The organism is Streptomyces apocyni, from assembly GCF_009739465.1.
In the GTDB taxonomy this organism is placed as follows: Bacteria; Actinomycetota; Actinomycetes; order Streptomycetales; family Streptomycetaceae; genus Streptomyces; species Streptomyces apocyni.
The window spans coordinates 22,565-37,921 of record NZ_WHOM01000061.1 but is presented as its reverse complement, the minus strand read 5'-3'; the positions used below and the strand labels follow the sequence as shown (position 1 = coordinate 37,921).

Genomic DNA, 15,357 nt, shown 5'->3' with positions numbered 1-15,357 from the left:
TGCCTCCCGTACTGCTGCTCGCGATCGCGTTCGACGACAGTCTCCCAGGTCTCCCAGATCTCGCGTTTCTCGCAGGGCTCGCATGGAGGCAGTCCAGAGAAGGAGGATTTCGCTTGCACGATACGTATCGTCTCGTTAGGGTCTGATCATGACCAGTCGCCAGCGTGTCCATATCGCCATGTTCTCCATCGCCGCGCACGGCCATGTGAATCCCAGTCTGGAGGTGATCCGTGAGCTCGTCGCCCGGGGGTTCCGGGTGACATACGCGATCCCCGAGTCCTTCGCCGACAAGGTCGCCGCCGTCGGCGCCGAGCCCAGGATCTGGTCCTCGACGCTGCCCACCGATGACGATCCGGACGCCTGGGGCACCGAACTCGTCGACCATATGGAGCCGTTCCTGACCGACGCCGTCCAGGCGCTGCCGCAACTCGCCAAGCTGTATGACGGGGATGAGCCGGATCTCGTCCTGTACGACATCACGGCCTACCCGGCGCGGGTGCTCGCACACCGCTGGGGCGTCCCGATCGTGCAGCTCTCGCCGAACCTGGTGGCCTGGAAGGGGTACGAGGAGGAGGTCGCGAACGCGACCTTCGAGCAGCTCAAGCAGACGCCCCGGGGCCAGGCGTTCTACGACAACTTCGCCGCGTGGATCGCGGAGAACGGCATGAGCATGGAGGTCGAGCGCTTCATGGGCCACCCCGACCGGTGCCTCGTCGTGATCCCCAAGGCCCTCCAACCCCACGCCGACCGCGTGGACGAGACTGTGTACACGTTCGTGGGTGCCTGTCAGGGTGACCGTGCCGAGCAGGGGGAGTGGCAGCGTCCGGCCGGTGCCGAGAAGGTCGCGCTCGTCTCGCTCGGCTCCTCCTTCACCAAGCAGCCCGCCTTCTACCGGGAGTGCGTCGAGGCCTTTCGCCCGCTGCCGGACTGGCATCTTGTGCTGCAGATCGGCAAGCACGTCGAGATGGAAGAGCTGGGTGACATTCCCACCAACGTCGAAGTGCGGAGCTGGGTGCCGCAACTGGCCATCCTTCAGCAGGCCGACGTCTTCGTCACGCACGCGGGCGCGGGCGGCAGCCAGGAGGGCCTCGCCACGGCGACGCCGATGATCGCCGTCCCGCAGGCCGTCGACCAGTTCGGCAACGCCGACATGCTGCGGTCACTCGGCGTCGCCCGCCACATCCCGACCGACGAGGCGACGGCCGATGTGCTGCGTGAGGCGGTGCTCGCGCTCGCCGCTGACCAGCAGGTCGCCGAGCGGCTGCGGGAACTCCAGCGACAGACCGCCCAGGAAGGCGGCACACGGCGCGCGGCCGACCTGATCGAGGCCGAACTTCCCGGCGGGCGCGCGTCGTCCTCCTCGACGGATCGCGTCACGTAAACCCGTGAACCCGTGTCGTCCGCCACGCGCACGACCCGTCGGGCGCTCCGCGATCTGCGCGGAGCGCCCGCATGGTCAGGGCGGACGCCTCCCGTGTCTGTCCGTCCGCGACGCCCGCACGCGCCTATCGTGGGCGCATGACGACGACGTACGCGGCCCTGCTGCGCGGCATCAACGTGAGTGGCCACAACAAGGTCCCCATGGCCGAACTCCGCTCCCTGCTCGGCGAGCTGGGGCATGGCGAGGTACGCACCTACCTGCAGAGCGGTAACGCCGTCTTCACCAGCGCCTCACGCGACGAGGAGGCGCTCGCCGACGAGCTGCGCAAGGCCATCGCCGACCGCTTCGGCTTCTCCGTCGACTGCCTGGTCCGCGGTGGGGCGTATCTGAGAGCCGTAGCCGATGCCTGCCCCTTCCCCGTGGCCTCACTTGAGGGCAAGCAGCTCCATGTCACCTTCTTCTCCCGGTCGGTGACACCCGAGCAGCTCTCCTCCGTCGACCCGGCCGACTACGCGCCCGAGGACTTCCAACTCGGCGACCGGGCGCTCTACCTCTACGCCCCGAACGGCCTCGGCCGCTCCAAGCTGGCCGAAGCGCTGGCCAGGCCAGCCCTGTTCAAGGGCGCCCTGCGCGGCACCATCGCCACCACCCGTAACTGGAACACCGTCGCCAAACTGGTGGAGATGACCGGTGCCTGAACGCTCACCCGCCGTCGCCGCGGCCATCGAGAACGAACTGCGTCTGCTCGCCCCCGAGGTGCGCGGCTCGGCCGAGCTGGTGGCCGCCCTGCTGCACCCGGAGTTCACCGAGATCGGTGTGTCGGGGCGCTGCTGGGACCGGGCGTCGGTCATCGCCGAACTGACCGCGCACAAGGCAGCACCCGACCGCCCCGCGACCACATCGCGGATGCGCGGTGTCCAGCTCGCGGACGATCTGGTCCATCTCACCTTCGACACTGACACCAACGGCCGCCCGGCGCACCGAAGTTCCCTGTGGCGCCGCACCGAGCAGGGCTGGCTGCTCTGGTTTCACCAGGCGACGCCGTTCAGGGCCCGCCTCACAGCCGCCGGTGGGTGAGCAGCTGGGTGGTGGTGCCGTCGTCCTCCGGGACGTCCCGTACGTGGACGTAGCCCGCCTTCTTCAGCACGCCCAGTGAGGCGGCGTTCCGCGCGTCCACGGTCGCGTGCACCTCGCTCAGGCCGAGCTCGTCGTATCCGTACGAGGTGAGCGCCCGCACCAGCTCCGAGCCGAAGCCCTGGCCCCAGCTCGCCGCGGTGAGCCCGTAGACGATCTCCTGCCCGTCGAGCCAGGACTCCGGGGACGGCTTGATCTCGGCATGGCCGATATACCGTCCCTCGTGCCGCACGGCCCACACCTTGAAGCGGTCCTCCGCGTACACGAGGCTGAAGACCCGCTCGAAGACCCCGCGGATCTCGTCTGGGGAGTCGTCCCCGAACCACTGCCCGACCCGCTGGTCACCGAAGAACGCGACAAAGTCGCTCTCATCGGAGCGTGTATAGGGAGAAAGGACCAGACGGTCGGTCCGCAGTTCGGGAGTCACTCGGGGAGGCTAATGGGGTCCGACGCGGGTGGTCAAAGGTTTTACCACCTGTCATTGGGCCGCCCCTGGGGTTGTGGTTCCCTGGCTACATGGACACCCCCGCCACCACCGTGACCACCTGGTCCCTTGAGCAGACGTCCTCGGCCGACCTGCGGCCCGCGTCCGCCCCGGACGGGGACGACGTACGGATCGTACGGGCCGAGGTGCCGTCGCCGGAGTTCAGCCGCTTCCTCTATACGGCGGTCGGCGGGGACATCAGCTGGACCGACCGGCTGGTCCTGAGCCCCGACCAGTGGCGCGAGCAACTGGAGCAGCCGGGCGTGGAGACCTGGGTCGCCTACGAGAAGGGGACACCCGCCGGGTACGTCGAGCTGCGGGCCCAGGACGAGGGCGTCGTGGAGATCCTCTACTTCGGACTGATCCCGGCCTTCCGGGGGCGGCGGATCGGCGGCCACCTGCTGACGTACGGCACCGCACGCGCCTGGGACCTCGCCGAGCGCTGGGAGGGGCTCGCCCCCACCAAGCGGGTATGGCTGCACACCTGCAGCAAGGACGGCCCGCACGCCATGGACAATTACCTGAAGCGCGGATTCCGGCTCTTCGACACCCAGGTCTCCACGGGGTGATCAAGAGCACACTGTCCCATGATGCGGGACTGTGTTGTCCAAATACCGGACTAAGGTGGACTGAGTCTAAAGTCCCATGCCACGCTTCCGTCATGTCTCGAGCTGGAATTGCCTTGGTGAGTCGGCGGCACGTCGACCTCGGCCGCATGTCCAGTGCCATCTGTTCGGCGGGCTGACGGACCAGCTTCCACCGCCGTATCCCCTTACCTGACATTGCTGCGCAACGCCGCGCGTGCCGTATTCGTATGCCCGTATGCGCAGGTCAGAGCCGCATTCCCGCTGTTCAGAAGGACGTATCGCCATGGCTGCCACCCCGGAGAAGCCCGCTGTCGCCACGCCACGCCGCAAGGCGAGCCGTCACCGTGGCGAGGGACAGTGGGCCGTGGGGCACTTCACCCCGCTCAATGGCAACGAGCAGTTCAAAAAGGACGACGACGGTCTCAATGTGCGGACACGCATTGAGACGATCTACTCCAAGGCCGGATTCGACTCGATCGACCCGGCCGACCTTCGCGGACGGATGCGCTGGTGGGGCCTCTACACCCAGCGCAAGCCCGGCATCGACGGCGGCAAGACCGCGATCCTGGAGCCGGAGGAGCTGGACGACCGCTACTTCATGCTCCGGGTCCGTATCGACGGCGGACGGCTGACCACCGAGCAGCTCCGCGTCATCGGCGAGATCTCCCAGGAGTTCGCGCGCGGCACCGCCGACATCACCGACCGGCAGAACATCCAGTACCACTGGATCCAGATCGAGGACATGCCGGAGATCTGGCGGCGCCTGGAGGCCGTCGGCCTCTCCACCACCGAGGCCTGCGGTGACACGCCCCGTGTCATCCTCGGCTCCCCGGTCGCCGGAATCGCGGCGGACGAGATCATCGACGGCACGCCCGCCATCGAGGAGATCCAGCGCCGCTTCATCGGCAACCCCGACTTCTCCAACCTGCCCCGCAAGTTCAAGTCGGCCGTCTCCGGCTCCCCACAGCTCGATGTCGCGCACGAGATCAACGACATCGCCTTCGTCGGCGTGAACCACCCCGAGCACGGCCCCGGCTTCGACCTGTGGGTCGGCGGCGGGCTCTCCACCAACCCCAAGCTGGGCCAGCGCCTCGGCGCCTGGGTGCCGCTGGACGAGGTCGCCGACGTGTACGGCGGCGTCATCGGCATCTTCCGCGACTACGGCTACCGCCGCCTGCGCACCCGCGCCCGGCTGAAGTTCCTGCTCGCCGACTGGGGTACCGAGAAGTTCCGGCAGATCCTCGAAGACGAGTACCTCAAGCGCAAGCTGGTCGACGGCCCCGCCCCCGAGCAGCCCGCCGGAACCTGGCGCGACCACCTCGGCGTGCACCAGCAGAAGGACGGCCGCTTCTACGTCGGCTTCGCGCCCCGTGTGGGACGCGTGGACGGCACGACGCTCACGAAGATCGCCGAGGTCGCGGCCGCGCACGGCTCCGGACGGCTGCGTACCACCGCCGAGCAGAAGATGATCGTGCTCGACGTGGCCGAGAACCAGGTCGCCTCGCTGGTGGCGGGCCTGGAGGCGCTGGACCTGAAGGTCAACGCCTCCCCGTTCCGGCGCGGCACCATGGCCTGCACCGGCATCGAGTTCTGCAAGCTGGCCATCGTCGAGACCAAGGCGCGCGGCGCCTCGCTCATCGACGAGCTGGAGCGCCGCATCCCCGAGTTCGACCACCCGATCACCATCAACATCAACGGCTGCCCCAACGCCTGCGCCCGTATCCAGGTCGCGGACATCGGTCTCAAGGGTCAGCTGATGCTCGACGCCGACGGCAACCAGGTCGAGGGATTCCAGGTGCACCTCGGTGGCGCGCTGGGCCTGGAGGCCGGATTCGGCCGCAAGGTCCGTGGCCTGAAGGTGACGTCGGCGGAGCTTCCGGACTACGTCGAGCGGGTCCTCACCCGCTTCCAGGCCGAACGCGAAGAGAACGAGCGGTTCGCCACCTGGGCCGCCCGCGCCTCCGAGGAGGCCCTCTCATGAGCGAGCGAGCCGCCCCCTTCTACTGCCCCTACTGCGGCGACGAGGACCTGCGCCCCAACGAGACCGGGCACGGCGCCTGGGAGTGCGCCGCCTGCAACCGCGCCTTCCAGCTGAAGTTCCTCGGGCTGCTGACCCGTGGAGTGCGGCGCGACCCCAACTCCGATGGAGGGGAAGAGATATGACGATCGTTCAGGGCCGACGTACGGCAGCGGAGCTCAAGGAGCTCGCCGAGCGCGCCGGGCGTGAACTGGAGGACGCGTCCCCGCTGGACATCCTTGGCTGGGCGGCGGAGACCTTCGGCAAGACCTTCTGTGTCACCTCCTCGATGGAGGACGCGGTGGTCGCCCACCTCGCCTCGCGCGCACTGCCCGGCGTGGACGTCGTCTTCCTCGACACCGGCTACCACTTCCCCGAGACCCTCGGCACCGCGGACGCGGTCGGGGCCGTCATGGACGTCAACCTCATCACCCTGACGCCCGTACAGACCGTCGCCGAGCAGGACGCCGAGCACGGCCCGAAGCTGCACGACCGCGACCCCGACCTGTGCTGCGCCCTGCGCAAGGTCAAGCCCCTGGAACAGGGCCTGGCCAGCTACGACGCCTGGGCGACCGGGCTCCGCAGGGACGAGTCCCCGACCCGGGCGAACACCCCGGTCGTCGGCTGGGACGAGAAGCGGCAGAAGGTCAAGATCTCGCCGATCGCCCGCTGGACCCAGGACGACGTGGACGCGTACATCGCCGAGCACGGCATCCTCACCAACCCGCTCCTCGAGGACGGGTACCCCTCCATCGGCTGCGCGCCCTGCACCCGCAGGGTCGCCCCGGGCGAGGACGCACGGGCCGGACGCTGGGCAGGCCGCTCCAAGACGGAATGCGGGCTGCACGGGTGACGAACTTTCAGGAGAAGCACATGACGGGAGCCACGGTCTGGCTCACCGGCCTGCCCAGCGCCGGCAAGACCACCATCGCCTACGCACTCGCCGACCGGCTGCGCGCGGCTGGCCAGCGGGTCGAGGTGCTGGACGGCGACGAGATCCGCGAGTTCCTCTCCGCGGGCCTCGGCTTCAGCCGCGAGGACCGGCACACCAACGTGCAGCGCATCGGCTTCGTCGCCGAGCTGCTCGCCTCCCATGGGGTCACCGCGCTGGTGCCGGTGATCGCCCCGTACGCCGACAGCCGCGAGGCCGTCCGGGGGCGCCACCAGTCCGAGGGCACCCCCTACCTGGAGGTGCATGTCGCCACCCCGGTGGAGGTCTGCTCGGAGCGCGATGTGAAGGGCCTGTACGCCAAACAGGCGGCCGGAGAACTCTCCGGTCTGACCGGGGTCGACGACCCGTATGAGGAGCCCGCGGCCCCCGATCTGCGGATCGAGTCGCACCAGCAGACCGTGCAGGAGTCCGCAGCCGCGCTGCAGGCGCTGCTCACCGAAAGGGGACTGGCGTGACCACCGCGACCACCGTCACTGACGCTGTACCCAACCCTGAGGGCGACAGCCCGTACGCGCTCAGCCACCTGGACGCCCTGGAGTCCGAGGCGGTGCACATCTTCCGCGAGGTGGCGGGCGAGTTCGAGCGGCCGGTGATCCTCTTCTCCGGCGGCAAGGACTCCATCGTCATGCTGCATCTGGCGCTGAAGGCGTTCGCCCCCGCGGCGGTCCCCTTCTCGCTGCTGCACGTCGACACCGGGCACAACTTCCCCGAGGTGCTCGACTACCGCGACCGCGCCGTCGCCCGGCACGGGCTGCGGCTGCATGTCGCCTCGGTGCAGGAGTACATCGATGCGGGCAAGCTGCGCGAGCGCCCCGACGGCACCCGTAACCCGCTGCAGACCGTGCCGCTGACCGAGAAGATCCAGGCCGAGAAGTTCGACGCCGTCTTCGGGGGCGGGCGCCGCGACGAGGAGAAGGCCCGCGCCAAGGAGCGGGTCTTCAGCCTCCGGGATGAGTTCTCGCAGTGGGACCCGCGCCGCCAGCGCCCCGAACTGTGGCAGCTCTACAACGGCAAGCACGCCCCCGGCGAGCACGTCCGGGTCTTCCCGCTCTCCAACTGGACCGAGCTGGACGTATGGCAGTACATCGCCCGTGAGGGCATCGAACTGCCGGAGATCTACTTCGCCCACGAGCGCGAGGTCTTCCAGCGCTCCGGGATGTGGCTGACCGCGGGCGAGTGGGGCGGCCCCAAGGAGAGCGAGCCCGTCGTCACCCGCCAGGTCCGCTACCGCACGGTCGGCGACATGTCCTGCACCGGTGCCGTCGACTCCGACGCCACCACGCTGGACGCCGTCATCGCCGAGATCGCCGCGTCCCGGCTCACCGAACGAGGCGCCACCCGAGCCGACGACAAGATGTCCGAGGCCGCGATGGAAGACCGCAAGCGCGAGGGGTACTTCTAAATGTCCACCAGCACCAACCAGTTGGCCGAGCAGCTGTCGGCCACCACGCTGCTGCGGTTCGCCACCGCCGGATCGGTCGACGACGGCAAGTCCACCCTGGTCGGCCGCCTGCTGCACGACTCCAAGTCGGTCCTCACCGACCAACTGGAAGCCGTCGAGCGGGTGTCGGCCAGTCGCGGCCAGGAAGCGCCCGACCTGGCGCTGCTGACCGACGGGCTGCGGGCCGAGCGCGAGCAGGGCATCACCATCGATGTCGCCTACCGCTACTTCGCCACCGCCCGGCGCCGGTTCATCCTCGCCGACACCCCCGGGCATGTGCAGTACACCCGGAACATGGTCACCGGCGCCTCCACCGCCGAGCTCGCCGTGGTCCTGGTCGACGCCCGCAACGGCGTGGTCGAGCAGACCCGTCGGCATGCCGCGGTCGCCGCGCTGCTGCGCGTGCCGCACGTCGTCCTGGCCGTGAACAAGATGGACCTGGTCGACTACCAGGAGTCCGTCTTCGCCGCCATCGCCAAGGAGTTCACCACGTACGCCGCCTCGCTCGGCGTCCCGGAGATCACCGCGATCCCGATCTCGGCGCTGGCCGGGGACAACGTCGTGGAGCCGTCGGCGAACATGGACTGGTACGGCGGCCCCACCGTCCTGGAGCACCTGGAGACCGTCCCGGTCAGCCACGACCTGGCCACCTGCCACGCCCGCTTCCCGGTCCAGTACGTGATCCGCCCGCAGACCGCCGAGCACCCCGACTACCGCGGCTACGCGGGCCAGATCGCGGCCGGTACCTTCCGGGTCGGCAAGACGGTGACCGTACTGCCGTCCGGGCGCACCTCGAAGATCTCCGCGATCGACCTGCTCGGCGAGCCGGTCGACGTGGCGTGGACGCCGCAGTCGGTGACCATCCGGCTCGAGGACGACATCGACATCTCGCGCGGTGACCTGCTGGTCCCGGCCGGGGACGCCCCCGCCACCAGCCAGGACCTGACCGCGACCGTCTGCCATGTCGCCGACACCCCCCTCGCCGTCGGCCAGCGGGTGCTGCTCAAGCACACCACCCGCACCGTCAAGGCGATCGTCAAGGACATCCCGTCCCGGCTCACCCTGGACGACCTGTCCCAGCACCCGGCCCCCGGGCAGCTGGTCGCCAACGACATCGGCCGGGTCGTGGTCCGTACCGCCGAGCCACTGGCCATCGACAACTACGCCGACTCCCGGCGCACCGGCTCGTTCCTGCTGATCGACCCGGCCGACGGGACGACGCTCGCCGCGGGCATGGCGGGCGACGCCTTCGCCCAGGCCACCGAGCCCGCCGAGCAGACGGCCGAACCGGCCGACGACGGCTGGGACTTCTGACCACCCCTGGTGGTCAGAACCTGGCACGGCACGGCACGGCACGGAAAGGAACGGGAGGAACCCGTGACGCGCGATTCGACGCGGGGGACGCGAGGCGTACAGGGTGTGCGGGGTGCACGGGGTGCACGGGGTGCACGGGGTGCACGGGGTGCGCGGCCCGTGCTGCTCGTGGTCGCTCACGGCAGCCGCGACCCGCGGCACGCCGCGACCGTGCGCGCCCTGGTGCGGCGGGTGCGGGCGCAGCGGCCCGGGCTGCGTGTGGAGACCGGTTTCCTGGACTTCAACGCGCCGACCGTGCCGCAAGTGCTGCGGCGGCTCGACGCCGACGGCGTACGCGACGTGGTCGCCCTGCCGCTGCTGCTGACCCGCGCCTTCCACGCCAAGGCCGACATCCCGGCCGTCCTGCACGACGCCACCGCCCGGCTGCCGCGGCTGTCCGTACGGCAGGCCGAGGTGCTCGGCCCCTCGCCGCTACTCCAGGACGCGCTGGAGCGACGGCTGTACGACGCCGGGCTCCGGCCAGGCGACAAGAGCTCGACCGGGGTCGTCCTGGCCTCGGCGGGCTCCACAGACCCGGAGGCGATCGCAGTGATCGCTGAAATCGCGCGGGAGTGGCGGCGCACCGGTTGGTGTGCCGTGCGGCCTGCGTTCGCCTCCGCATCCCTGCCCCGCACCGAAGACGCGGTGGCGCAGCTGCGCGCCGCGGGCGTGCGCCGGGTCGCGGTCGCCCCGTACGTCATCGCACCCGGCTTTCTCCCGGACCGCATCGCACGCGGCGCCCGGACCGGCGGCGCCGACGTCCTGGCCGACGTCCTGGGCCCAGCCCCCGAGCTGGCCCGCCTCCTCCTGACCCGCTACGACGAGGCGACGATCCCGGCCCTGGCCACACTGGGCGCCTGACGGATCCGGGGCCCGGCTGGCGGACGACCAGGCCAGCCAGGACCTTTAGACGCCCCCTATCCGAGGCGCGCTCGGGTCACCGCCGGGGCCGTCGAGTGCGGCAGCAGGTCCGTCCGCTGCTCGGGCCAGCGCATCTCGACCGTGGCGTTCTCGCGGAAGCGGTACGGGCGGTGGTCGAGCAGACCCGCCAGGTAGCGCCGTATCCGGGAGAGCTCCGCACGCACGGTCACGCGGCGGCCCGGGTCGGCGAACACGGCGTCGGCGAGCTGGGCCGCGGTGCTGCCCGCGGGGTGCGCGGCCAGCAGGTAGAGCAGTTCGGCGTGGCGGGGGCTCAGCTCGTGGGTCCAGTCCCCGGCGTACCCGGACACGGTCACCGCGTAGTGGCGCGGGCTGGACAGGTCAAGTACGACCCGCGTGGCGGGGCCCTGGCCGGTCGGTTCGCCGTCGGGCCGCACCAGCCAGCCACCGGGCAGCGGCTCGACCGCGCACGCGCCCAGCGACGGCAGCCAGGCCCGCCCCGGGCCGAACGCCTTGGGCAGGGGCAGCCGGTCGACCGGGGGCATCCCGGTGACCGCGGCGGTCCAGCCGCTCGGATCAACGGCGAGGGCGCGGCCGCCGACCCGGGCGAGCAGCGGCGCCGCCACCGTGCGCAGCCGGTCCAGGTCGGCCAGATGCCGGGTGCGCAGCTCGGCCTCGGCCAGCTTGGCCGCCGTACTCACCAACGCGAGGGTCGCCGGATGCAGGCTCTCGAGCGGGCCGCTGAGGTTGAGGACGCCGATCAGTCGTCCGTCACGCGGATCGGTGAGCGGGGCCCCGGTGCAGGTCCAGTCGTGGTGGGTGCGTACGAAATGCTCCGCCGAGAACACCTGGACCGGCCCCCGGACCACCAGCGCCGTGCCGATGCCATTGGTGCCGACCGTGGACTCGCTCCAGTCGGCGCCGAGTTCGAAGCCGTGTACGTCGGCCCGGCGCAGTACCGCGGCGCTGCCCTCACGCCACAGCACCCGGCCGTCGGCATCCGCGACGACCATGATGTGCCGCGCGGCGTCCGCGATCGACAGCAGACTCTCGCGCAGCACCGGCAGGACGCCGTGCAACGGGGAGTCGTGGCGGCGCCGCTCGATGTCCTCGCGGGTGAGCAGCCGGTTCCGGTGATCGTGGTCGGGGTCGACTCCGCGGCTCAGCATCCGCTCCCAGGACTGGCCGATGACCGGCCGTGGGCCGACGGACGGCCGCTGACCGGAGAGCGCGGCGGCGTACACACCCTGGAGCAGCCGGGCGGCCCGGCCGGAATCCGTGGCCGCGATCCTCCCGAGATCGATGGTCGAGTGTGTCACCAGCGCCTCCCCGCAACGTGCTTCGCCCCGTGGGCTGTGTCCATCGTCGCGCCCCGGCCACCGGGTGAGGGGATGTTCGGACAGGGACGATGCAACCTTCCGCAACCCTGGCGAACATCCGAGCGGGTGCCCGAAACTGAGAGCGACGCCGCTTCCGTGGCGTTCACGCTCCCGTCTTCCGGGGCTCGTGAGCCAGGGTGATGCCGTGTCGGCGCGGCATCACCCTCGCCGCATGGGTGGGACCGCCTCCCTCTGACGTGCCGCTACGGTAAGGAGGTGCACCAGGCAAAGGAAAATCCCGAGCGGCCGCCGGGCCGGATTCACCGGGCGCGACGTCTCTACCGGAACGTGTCGAAACGCAGGACCGCCTGGCTGCTCCTGAAGGACACCGTCAACTCCTGTATCGAGTACCGCATCCTGGGTCTCGCGGCCGAAGCGGCGTTCTTCACGCTGCTGTCCGTGCCGCCGCTGCTGCTGAGCCTGGTCGGGCTGCTCGGCTACGTCGACGCCTGGGTGGGCGTCGAAACGATCGAATCGGTCGAGACGAACATCCTGGACGCGGCGGGCACGATCCTGTCCGAAAAGGGTGTTCAGGACATCGCGCAGCCCATCCTCGACGATGTGATCAAGGGCGCGAAACCCAATGTGATCTCGATCGGCTTCCTGCTGGCGGTGTGGTCGGGTTCGCGCGCGGTGACGGTATTCGTCGACACGATCACCGTGATGTACGGACTCGACGGGGTGCGCGGCATCGTCAAGACCCGGCTTCTCGCGTTCCTGCTCTTCGTGATGGCGCTGCTGATCGGTTCGGTCGCCCTGCCGCTGCTGGTGGCCGGTCCCGACCGGGTACTCGACGTCCTGCCCTGGAGCGAGAACCTGGTTCAGATCCTGTACTGGCCGGTCGTCATCGTGCTGGGGATCGCCTTCCTGACGACGCTGTACCACGTCTCGGTGCCGGTGCGCTCACGCTGGGTCGAGGACATTCCGGGGGCGCTGGTGGCGCTCGGACTGTGGGTGCTGGGCAGCTTCCTGCTGCGGATGTACCTGACCCGCACGATCGACACGCCGGGCGGGCCCTCCATCTACGGCTCGTTGGCCGCGCCCGTGGCCGTGCTGCTGTGGGTGGGCGTCTCCGCCTTCGCGGTCCTGGTGGGGGCGGCCGTGAACGCCGCCGTGGACCGGGTGTGGCCCTCCATCGCCACGGCCGCGGCCCGCGCCGCCAACGAACGCGCCCGGGAGGCCGCGGCCGCTGAGATGGTCGCCAAGGCCGCCGCCGCCCGCGCCGAAGGCCACGACCCCGACGACCCCGACGACCCCGACGGCGACGACGATCTGGACGACCCGGGTATGCCGTCGGAGTTCCCCGAGCGCTGGGCGCAGTTCCTTCCCCCGGACGACGTCACCGGCCGACTCCGTACACCCACCAAACGCAAGAGCGATCCGCCGCGGCCCGAGGGCCCGGCCGAAGGGGAGCCCCCGTCGCCCCCGCCTCCTCCTCCGCCGTCGCAGCCGCCCCCGTCGTCGCACCGGGGCCAGGACGCGCAAAACAGGCGCGGTGACCGGCCCGGCCCGTAACCTCGGGAGCATGAGCACCTCACCGCGCCGTTTCACCGTCGTGCTGAAGCCCCAGCTCACCGATGCCGAAGGCCATCCCGACCACGGCGGCGTACTGCGCTCCGCGACCGTGGAGGCCACGGGCGGCACCGGCGAGTCCGGCTACCCGCGCTATGAGGGCGAGGGGATCACGGCGGACATCGACCCCAGGACCCGGACGGTGGAGGCGGTGAGCGTCGACGGCCGCGAGCTGCCGTACGGGTGGGTGGCGGAGGTCGCCGACGAGGACGGGGAGCACGGGGAGGACGCGGGAGACCCCTCGACCCCGTCCGCCTCACCCGTCTGAGTGCCGGTGCGTCACCCCTTCCAGGTCCCGGCCGCCGCATCCGTGCGCGCGAACGCCGTGAAGTCCCGCGGCTCGCGCCCCAGCACCTGCCGCACCCCGTCCGCCAGCCGGGCGTTGTGCCCGTCCAGCAGATCGGTGAACAGCGCGGTCAGGAACTCCACCTCCGGGTCCGGCATCCCGATCTCGCGCATCACGGTGGCGTAGTCCCGTACCGGAACCGGCACATAGTGGATCTCCTGGCCCGTAGCCCGGGAGACCTCGGCCACGGCCTCCCGCCAGGTCAGCAGCCGGGGCCCGGTCAGCTCGTACACCCGCCCGCTATGCCGCTCATCGGTCAGCGCGGTCACCACCACATCCGCGATATCCCGCGCGTCGATGAACGGTTCGCGAATCTCCCCGGCCGGAAACGCCAGCTCGCCGCCGCGCACGGCCTCAAGGAGCGGCCCCTCGCTGAAGTTCTGGGCGAACCAACTGCACCGAAGGATCGTCCAGTCGGCCCCCGACTCGCCCAGGGCCCGCTCCGCGGGCAGCGCCAGCTCCTCGCCGCGCGCCGACAGCAGCACCAGCCGCCGCACCCCGCTCGCCACGGCCTGCCGCGCCAGCGCCCCGATCGCGTCGGCCGCCGTCGGGGCGCCGATGTCCGAGTAGTACGCGAGATACGCCGCGTCCACGCCGTCCAGCGCGGCCGCCCAGGTCGACCGGTCGTCCCAGTCAAAGGGCACCGCCGCCGACCGGGAGACCGCCCTCACTCCGAGCCCAGCCGCCGCCGCGGCCTCGGCCACCAGCCGTCCCGTACGCCCCGATCCACCCGTCACCAGTACCTTCATGTCCCGCACACACCCTTCTCTCGCCGCGCTTACTCGGTCACATCCACCAGTGAACCGCCGGGAGATGAGCGCGCCCATGGCTCAGAGGCTCATCCGCATAAGCGAGCGTCTCTGTGTGCACGGGCTGTGCGACTACCCTGGCCGTCATGGACGCACTGGCAGGTCTCCTCGAAGGCCCGCGTGCCCGGGGGGCCTTCATCATCCGGGCGTGCTTCGACCCGCCCTGGTCGGTACGGATCGAGGACCAGGCCCCGCTGACGGTGATCGTCCAGGCGCGGGGCGACGGCTGGGTCATCCCCGACGAGGGCGAGCCGCTGCGGCTGCGGGAGGGCGGCGTCGCGATCGTCCGTGGCCCCGACCCGTATGTCTGCGCAGACGACCCGGCGACCGCACCGCGCGCCGTGATCTACCCCGGCGGGCGGTGCGCGACGCCGGACGGGCAGGAGATCAAGGACTACCTCGACCTGGGTACCCGTACCTGGGGCGGCCGGGCCGACGGCTCCGTGGTGGCGCTGATCGGGACGTACCAGATGCGCGGTGAGCTCACCGACCGGCTGTTGGACGCACTGCCGCCGCTGCTCTCCCTGTCGGCGGACGCGTGGGCCTGTCCACTCGCGCCGATGCTCGCCGAGGAGATCACCCGCGACGAGCCGGGCCAGGAGGTCGTCCTGGACCGGCTGCTCGACCTGATGCTGATCGCGGCCCTGCGCGCCTGGTTCTCCCGCCCTGAGGCCGAGGCCCCCGCCTGGTACGCGGCCCTCGGCGACCCCGTGGTGGGCCGCGCCCTGCGGCTGATCCAGGACCACCCGGCGCACCCGTGGACGGTCGCGGACCTCGCCGCCAAGGCCGGGGTCTCGCGGGCCGCGCTGGCGCGCCGCTTCAGCGAACTGGTGGGGGAGCCGCCGATGGCGTACCTGACCGGATGGCGCCTGGCGCTCGCCGCCGACCGGCTGCGCGACACCCCCCAGACCGTCGGCGCGATCGCCCGCGAGGTCGGGTACGGCAGCGCCTTCGCGCTCTCCAACGCCTTCAAGCGGGTGTACGGGGTCAGCCCCCAGGAACACCGGGCGGGAGCGGCATAGG

Annotated in this window: 17 protein-coding genes and 1 pseudogene; 15 read left to right on the top strand and 3 right to left on the bottom strand. The window is 70.8% G+C overall.

What is annotated here, in order from left to right; genetic code table 11:
• Nucleotides 1-113 precede the first annotated feature (113 nt).
• From mgt to GCN81_RS16710, 3 genes and pseudogenes are all read left to right on the top strand, one after another.
• Nucleotides 114-1,381, top strand: a pseudogene (mgt, locus tag GCN81_RS16720) (macrolide-inactivating glycosyltransferase).
• A gap of 137 nt (nt 1,382-1,518) precedes the next feature.
• Entirely contained in the window at nt 1,519-2,079 is a 561-nt protein-coding gene (locus tag GCN81_RS16715; protein ID WP_156725432.1) for a DUF1697 domain-containing protein, read from the top strand.
• Nucleotides 2,072-2,458 (top strand): nuclear transport factor 2 family protein, encoded by a 387-nt coding sequence (locus GCN81_RS16710; RefSeq protein WP_156725431.1) that lies wholly within the window; start codon nt 2,072-2,074, stop codon nt 2,456-2,458. The genes GCN81_RS16715 and GCN81_RS16710 overlap by 8 nt, the downstream gene beginning before the upstream one ends.
• On the opposite strand, the gene GCN81_RS16705 is transcribed toward GCN81_RS16710, so the two are convergent.
• Nucleotides 2,439-2,942 (bottom strand): GNAT family N-acetyltransferase, encoded by a 504-nt coding sequence (locus GCN81_RS16705; RefSeq protein WP_156725430.1) that lies wholly within the window; start codon nt 2,940-2,942, stop codon nt 2,439-2,441. The genes GCN81_RS16710 and GCN81_RS16705 overlap by 20 nt on opposite strands.
• A gap of 89 nt (nt 2,943-3,031) precedes the next feature.
• Here GCN81_RS16705 and GCN81_RS16700 point away from each other — a divergent pair, with 89 nt between their 5' ends.
• From GCN81_RS16700 to GCN81_RS16665, 9 genes are all read left to right on the top strand, one after another.
• Nucleotides 3,032-3,568, top strand: coding sequence for a GNAT family N-acetyltransferase (locus GCN81_RS16700; protein WP_156725429.1), 537 nt, complete (start codon nt 3,032-3,034; stop codon nt 3,566-3,568).
• Nucleotides 3,472-3,744, top strand: a complete 273-nt coding sequence (locus GCN81_RS32990; RefSeq protein ID WP_407697977.1) for a putative leader peptide — start codon at nt 3,472-3,474, stop codon at nt 3,742-3,744. Before GCN81_RS16700 ends, GCN81_RS32990 begins: the two co-directional genes overlap by 97 nt.
• Nucleotides 3,745-3,869: 125 nt before the next feature.
• Nucleotides 3,870-5,567, top strand: coding sequence for a nitrite/sulfite reductase (locus GCN81_RS16695; protein WP_156725428.1), 1,698 nt, complete (start codon nt 3,870-3,872; stop codon nt 5,565-5,567).
• Nucleotides 5,564-5,749, top strand: coding sequence for a hypothetical protein (locus tag GCN81_RS16690; RefSeq protein ID WP_156725427.1), 186 nt, complete (start codon nt 5,564-5,566; stop codon nt 5,747-5,749). Before GCN81_RS16695 ends, GCN81_RS16690 begins: the two co-directional genes overlap by 4 nt.
• Entirely contained in the window at nt 5,746-6,456 is a 711-nt protein-coding gene (locus GCN81_RS16685) for a phosphoadenylyl-sulfate reductase (RefSeq protein WP_156725426.1), read from the top strand. Before GCN81_RS16690 ends, GCN81_RS16685 begins: the two co-directional genes overlap by 4 nt.
• A 20-nt stretch (nt 6,457-6,476) precedes the next feature.
• Nucleotides 6,477-7,010, top strand: coding sequence for an adenylyl-sulfate kinase (gene cysC / locus GCN81_RS16680; RefSeq protein ID WP_156725425.1), 534 nt, complete (start codon nt 6,477-6,479; stop codon nt 7,008-7,010).
• Nucleotides 7,007-7,957 (top strand): sulfate adenylyltransferase subunit CysD, encoded by a 951-nt coding sequence (gene cysD, locus GCN81_RS16675; protein ID WP_156725424.1) that lies wholly within the window; start codon nt 7,007-7,009, stop codon nt 7,955-7,957. Before cysC ends, cysD begins: the two co-directional genes overlap by 4 nt.
• Complete coding sequence (locus GCN81_RS16670; protein WP_156725423.1) at nt 7,958-9,310, top strand: sulfate adenylyltransferase subunit 1; 1,353 nt, start codon at nt 7,958-7,960, stop codon at nt 9,308-9,310.
• A gap of 159 nt (nt 9,311-9,469) precedes the next feature.
• Nucleotides 9,470-10,210, top strand: a complete 741-nt coding sequence (locus GCN81_RS16665) for a sirohydrochlorin chelatase (protein WP_231626775.1) — start codon at nt 9,470-9,472, stop codon at nt 10,208-10,210.
• 56 nt (nt 10,211-10,266) lie between these two features.
• Here GCN81_RS16665 and GCN81_RS16660 read toward each other — a convergent pair whose 3' ends face one another.
• The gene (locus tag GCN81_RS16660) at nt 10,267-11,547 is read right to left on the bottom strand and encodes a GAF domain-containing protein (RefSeq protein WP_156725421.1); all 1,281 of its coding nucleotides are present in this window, start codon (nt 11,545-11,547) and stop codon (nt 10,267-10,269) included.
• A gap of 276 nt (nt 11,548-11,823) precedes the next feature.
• On the opposite strand from GCN81_RS16660, the gene GCN81_RS16655 reads away from it, so the two are divergent.
• The gene (locus tag GCN81_RS16655) at nt 11,824-13,122 is read left to right on the top strand and encodes a YihY/virulence factor BrkB family protein (protein ID WP_156725420.1); all 1,299 of its coding nucleotides are present in this window, start codon (nt 11,824-11,826) and stop codon (nt 13,120-13,122) included.
• A gap of 10 nt (nt 13,123-13,132) precedes the next feature.
• Nucleotides 13,133-13,447: a hypothetical protein gene (locus GCN81_RS16650; RefSeq protein ID WP_231626774.1), complete on the top strand. Its 315-nt coding sequence runs from the start codon at nt 13,133-13,135 to the stop codon at nt 13,445-13,447.
• A gap of 11 nt (nt 13,448-13,458) precedes the next feature.
• On the opposite strand, the gene GCN81_RS16645 is transcribed toward GCN81_RS16650, so the two are convergent.
• Nucleotides 13,459-14,274 (bottom strand): NmrA family NAD(P)-binding protein, encoded by an 816-nt coding sequence (locus GCN81_RS16645; protein ID WP_156725579.1) that lies wholly within the window; start codon nt 14,272-14,274, stop codon nt 13,459-13,461.
• 146 nt (nt 14,275-14,420) lie between these two features.
• Here GCN81_RS16645 and GCN81_RS16640 point away from each other — a divergent pair, with 146 nt between their 5' ends.
• Nucleotides 14,421-15,356, top strand: a complete 936-nt coding sequence (locus GCN81_RS16640; protein WP_156725419.1) for an AraC family transcriptional regulator — start codon at nt 14,421-14,423, stop codon at nt 15,354-15,356.
• The last annotated feature ends 1 nt before the right edge of the window (nt 15,357 follow it).

Bases quoted from the DNA above. Each gene is read 5' to 3' on its own strand.
- GCN81_RS16685 (WP_156725426.1), top strand. From the start codon at position 5,746: ATGACGATCGTTCAGGGCCGACGTACGGCAGCGGAGCTCAAGGAGCTC.
- GCN81_RS16670 (WP_156725423.1), top strand. From the start codon at position 7,958: ATGTCCACCAGCACCAACCAGTTGGCCGAGCAGCTGTCGGCCACCACG.
- GCN81_RS16715 (WP_156725432.1), top strand. From the start codon at position 1,519: ATGACGACGACGTACGCGGCCCTGCTGCGCGGCATCAACGTGAGTGGC.
- GCN81_RS16695 (WP_156725428.1), top strand. From the start codon at position 3,870: ATGGCTGCCACCCCGGAGAAGCCCGCTGTCGCCACGCCACGCCGCAAG.
- GCN81_RS16650 (WP_231626774.1), top strand. From the start codon at position 13,133: ATGAGCACCTCACCGCGCCGTTTCACCGTCGTGCTGAAGCCCCAGCTC.
- GCN81_RS16690 (WP_156725427.1), top strand. From the start codon at position 5,564: ATGAGCGAGCGAGCCGCCCCCTTCTACTGCCCCTACTGCGGCGACGAG.
- GCN81_RS16645 (WP_156725579.1), bottom strand. From the start codon at position 14,274: ATGAAGGTACTGGTGACGGGTGGATCGGGGCGTACGGGACGGCTGGTG.
- GCN81_RS16640 (WP_156725419.1), top strand. From the start codon at position 14,421: ATGGACGCACTGGCAGGTCTCCTCGAAGGCCCGCGTGCCCGGGGGGCC.
- GCN81_RS32990 (WP_407697977.1), top strand. From the start codon at position 3,472: ATGGCTGCACACCTGCAGCAAGGACGGCCCGCACGCCATGGACAATTA.
- GCN81_RS16700 (WP_156725429.1), top strand. From the start codon at position 3,032: ATGGACACCCCCGCCACCACCGTGACCACCTGGTCCCTTGAGCAGACG.
- cysC (WP_156725425.1), top strand. From the start codon at position 6,477: ATGACGGGAGCCACGGTCTGGCTCACCGGCCTGCCCAGCGCCGGCAAG.